General features: G+C 55.6%; 4 protein-coding genes and 1 pseudogene. 2 read left to right on the forward strand and 3 right to left on the reverse strand.

Features of this window, described 5'->3' with window-relative positions:
- Positions 1-318: AMP-binding enzyme (locus tag ACRESJ_RS07445; protein WP_431757327.1), on the forward strand; the 318-nt coding region annotated here is incomplete at its 5' end.
- 7 nt (positions 319-325) lie between these two features.
- Here ACRESJ_RS07445 and ACRESJ_RS07450 read toward each other — a convergent pair.
- The 3 genes and pseudogenes from ACRESJ_RS07450 to ACRESJ_RS07460 all read right to left on the reverse strand — a co-directional run bounded on the left by ACRESJ_RS07450 (position 326) and on the right by ACRESJ_RS07460 (position 3,677).
- Positions 326-902, reverse strand: a pseudogene (locus ACRESJ_RS07450) (SDR family NAD(P)-dependent oxidoreductase).
- 536 nt (positions 903-1,438) lie between these two features.
- A complete protein-coding gene (locus tag ACRESJ_RS07455) occupies positions 1,439-2,515 on the reverse strand; it encodes an aldo/keto reductase (protein ID WP_431757328.1) in 1,077 nt (358 codons plus the stop codon).
- A 172-nt stretch (positions 2,516-2,687) separates the two neighbouring features.
- Positions 2,688-3,677, reverse strand: a complete 990-nt coding sequence (locus tag ACRESJ_RS07460) for an aldo/keto reductase (RefSeq protein WP_431757329.1) — start codon at positions 3,675-3,677, stop codon at positions 2,688-2,690.
- A 72-nt stretch (positions 3,678-3,749) separates the two neighbouring features.
- On the opposite strand from ACRESJ_RS07460, the gene ACRESJ_RS07465 reads away from it, so the two are divergent.
- Positions 3,750-3,839 (forward strand): MerR family DNA-binding transcriptional regulator (locus ACRESJ_RS07465; RefSeq protein WP_431757330.1); only part of this gene is annotated, 90 nt, incomplete at its 3' end.

The raw sequence follows: 3,839 nt of genomic DNA on the forward strand, positions 1-3,839 counted from the left end.
GAGAATATCTCGTCCGTAGAGATCGAAGAAACCATCCACGGTCATCCAGCTGTTTTACATGCCGCTGTTGTCGCTCAGCCTGATGACAAATGGGGGGAAGTGCCATGCGCGTTCGTCGAGTTGAAACTTGGTATAGAGCCTCCGACCGAGGCAGAAATAATGATGTTCTGCCAGGCTCGTCTTGCTCGGTTTAAATGTCCGCGCAGAGTGGTTTTTATGGAGTTGCCAAAAACCGCAACTGGGAAAATCCAGAAATTTTTACTTCGAGAGCAAGCAGGCAGTCGCGATGCCATTGTCCGTTTAGCTTCAAATTCCTAGTGCTTGACTACGTCGCGTTAGGAATAGCTGAGTTATTTGCAAGGATTGTAAATGGCGTGAAGGAAGATTTCCGGGTGAAACTGATGCAGTGAATCGGCATGGAGTTTTCGATGATGTGCGCTGCCAGTGTCGCGTGTTCTGAAAGTCGTCCCATGCGTGGGGCGAACAGCACATTGGCTGCCAATGATGCCTGCACGTCCTGAGGCATACCCGCCATCATCGGGGTCTCAATATTCCGGGTGCGCTGCACACGACACGGATGCCTGAGCGCGCCAGGTCGCGGGCCAATGGCAGTGTCGTGTCACCCCATGCAACGGCCTGAAGGTCCTGACTGCAGCGGCGATTGCTGTTCGGCAATCATTTTCACTGGTGATGTCGGCTCGAACGAAGATTGCACGTTCTCCTAGCTCGTCAGCGCGAGCGATATCATCGGCTTCGTTCACGTCATCCAGCACCACGTTTGCACCTCGGCCAACCAATTCACGCGCCGATACGAGTCCGGGTCCGGAACCTGCGCCAGTGATCCCGACAATGTTCAAACGCCTCAGCGTGTTTGAATGCTTTGGACAATCGAGGCCAGGCATCTAACAGAGGAGGGGGCTTATGCGCTTGACATGCGATGCAGGGAAGCTGAAATGCAGACACAGAATTGAGGCTCATCAGGTTGTTCGCAGTAGAACTATCGAACAGACCTGAAGATCAGCATCACGTCAGAAATTATCTACGCGGAGAAATAAGCATGCTCGTCCAGGACTAGGGAACGACTTCGATTGGCTCGGTGCTTGTAGCTCTTAAGGGCGCATCGCGACTTCAACTTGACACATCTATCGCGTTGCAGCAAGCGCGTATGGCCCCGAAAATTCTGACTTCTGCCCAAGCTAGGGTTTCGGCTGCTGCATTCGAAAAACGTCATGGACATTAGCATTGCGAGTCTCATCGGCGCGGTCGCGGTCATCATGATCAATCAGTCGCGCGCTGACTCTACGCAAGTCAGAAAGGCCCCAGCACTGTCTAGTTGATACCTTGATGCATCCGCCTGTAGCTGCAGCAAGATTGCGGCGATAACGCATAGAACATCTCGTCGCAATCAGTGCTGCGCCAGCTTACCGAACCGAAGAGACTATTCACCCCATCCGGCGACATCATGACCGCCAAAGACCATGCGACGGATCATCGGGGAGCCAAGCCCAGACGTAAATCCGATCACAGGTGCGCTCGCTTCGTTGAGGCGTTCGAAATGCGCGGCGCCGATACAGAGGTCGGTGGCGGCGATGTTGTTTCGAAGTTGCGAGACCTTGCTAGCCCCTACCAACGTCGCCCCGACAGCCTTGTTTGCCAATGTCCATGCCAGCGCGACTTCCGCCATTGGTCTTCCCATCTCCGCTGCTACCTGCTCAAGCGTTTCGAGGATTGCCCAGTTACGATCTGTGAACTTGGTGTCGCCGAGGGGATTGGCGCCGCTGAGCCGACCCTTGCCTGCAATATCTGCCCGCCGGTATTTGCCGGATAGTAAACCACCAGCCAAGGGGCTCCATGGCATCACGCCCAATCCTGCCTCGCGGGCTGCCGGGAAATGCTCGCACTCCACGTCGCGGGCGACCAGTGAATACTCGACCTGGATAGCGATCGGGCCCGGCACTCGCCGTTCCTCCGCGATCGTGGCCGCCTTCATCGCCACCCAGGCTGGCATGTCCGATAGCCCATAATAGCGAATCTTCCCAACGCGAACGAGATCTCCAAGCGTCTGCACGATTTCCTCAATCGGCGTGACCTGATCCCAGATATGCATCCAGTAAAGATCGATATAGTCGGTGCCGAGCCGCCTGAGCGAGGCGTCCAGCGCGCGGTGAATGTTCTTCGCGCCAGCGCCGCCTGCGTTTGGATTGCCGCCCGCAGTTTGAACACCCGACGTCGGATTTGATGACGCATTGAAGGCGAACTTCGTGGAAAGCACGATCTCGTCACGTGAGCCGCTGTCGGCTATGAACTTGCCTACAAGCTTCTCGCTCTCGCCGTTGCTGTAGATGTCGGCGGTGTCGATAAGATTGCCGCCGGCATCGCGATAGTGATCGAAGATCGCGCGCGAGCTGGCCTCGTCCGCACCCCACACATTTGTGCCGAAAGTCATTGTGCCCAGCGCAATAGGGCTGACGATAAGGCCGGACCGGCCGAGTGCGCGATAGGCAGTTAGGGACATGTTATTTCCTTTCTAAGGATTGATGGTAAAACCGCATTTGTCAGCTGCCGGCGGGTGGGGCATGGTCAGATTTAGATAGGGGCGCGCCTTTGGCACAGCGATCGCCGAAGCTACCCTTCGCAAGATGCGAAATAGGCGCATGCCCCAGCATTATGGTGTCGCCCCAAATTGCTTACGCCCCCCGTATGCCTTGTACGGACGCAGCGAGGCGCTCAAGAACTGCCAGTTCGGTCTGCGTCAATTGGATATCCAATGCACCAAGATTCTCCTCCAGTCGGTTGCGCTTGCGTGTTCCTGGAATCGGAACAACAGTGAGGCCATGCGCTTGCGACCGAGAGTGAACCCACGAGAGGGCGATTTGCGCGGGAGTCGCACCTCGCTCTGCGGCCAAATGTGCGATCTTTTGCACCAGATGGAAATTGGCTTGCGCATGATCATCCGCAAACCGTGGGAATTGGCGGCGTACATCTCCATCATCGAGTTTTGCGGCGTCGACCATGCCGCTAAGCATGCCTCGCCCCAATGGCGAAAAAGGTACGAATGCAATATCAAGTTCTGCGGCGACCGGCACGGAACTCTGTTCGACATCCCGCGAAAACAGCGACCATTCAGATTGCACGGCGGCAATCTGGTGGATGGCATGGGCTTGTCGTAATTCGTCGCCGGTAACTTCCGACAGTCCCAGGTAGCGCACCTTGCCGGCCTTCACCAGTTCAGCCATTGCTCCTATTGCGTCGGCAAGTGGCACCTCACGATTGCGACGATGCATGTAGTACAGATCGATGTGGTCGATACCCAGTCTGCGCAAGGAAGCATCAACCGCCTTGTAAATGAACTCGGGGCTGTTGTCGATGCGGTAAGGATTCCCCTCATCGTTGGTTTTAACAAAGCCAAACTTGGTCGCAAGCACCACCTGATCGCGGTGTTCACGCACAAAGCTTCCAACGAATGACTCACCCGCGCCGTCGCCATAGATGTCAGCCGTATCAAAGAGCGTGACACCCCGGTCCAGGGTCCTTTCGAGCGTGGCCCTGGCCTCGGTCTCGTCGGTAGCGCCGTATATTCCAGTGGCCATTGCCATGGTACCTAAACCTTGAACGCCGACCTTTAACCCGTCCTTTCCAAGCCGCACGGAAGGAATTTCAGAAGTCTCGCTTTTCATTTTCTTGCCCCAATAGCGGTTGACATGCCCCCTTTGTAAGTGTGGAGTACAGTCCATAGTCAAGAGGCCAATATGCTGATTTCAGAATTTTCGCGAAGCGTTGATCTCACGATTGATACGGTTCGTTTCTACGTGCGCCTGGGCTTGCTCAAGCCCAAAAGC

It is taken from the genome of Pseudomonas sp. (assembly GCF_050739655.1).
GTDB lineage: Bacteria > Pseudomonadota > Gammaproteobacteria > Pseudomonadales > Pseudomonadaceae > Aquipseudomonas.

Coding starts and splice junctions, on each gene's coding strand:
- ACRESJ_RS07455 (WP_431757328.1), bottom strand. CDS start 2,515: ATGTCCCTAACTGCCTATCGCGCACTCGGCCGGTCCGGCCTTATCGTC.
- ACRESJ_RS07460 (WP_431757329.1), bottom strand. CDS start 3,677: ATGAAAAGCGAGACTTCTGAAATTCCTTCCGTGCGGCTTGGAAAGGAC.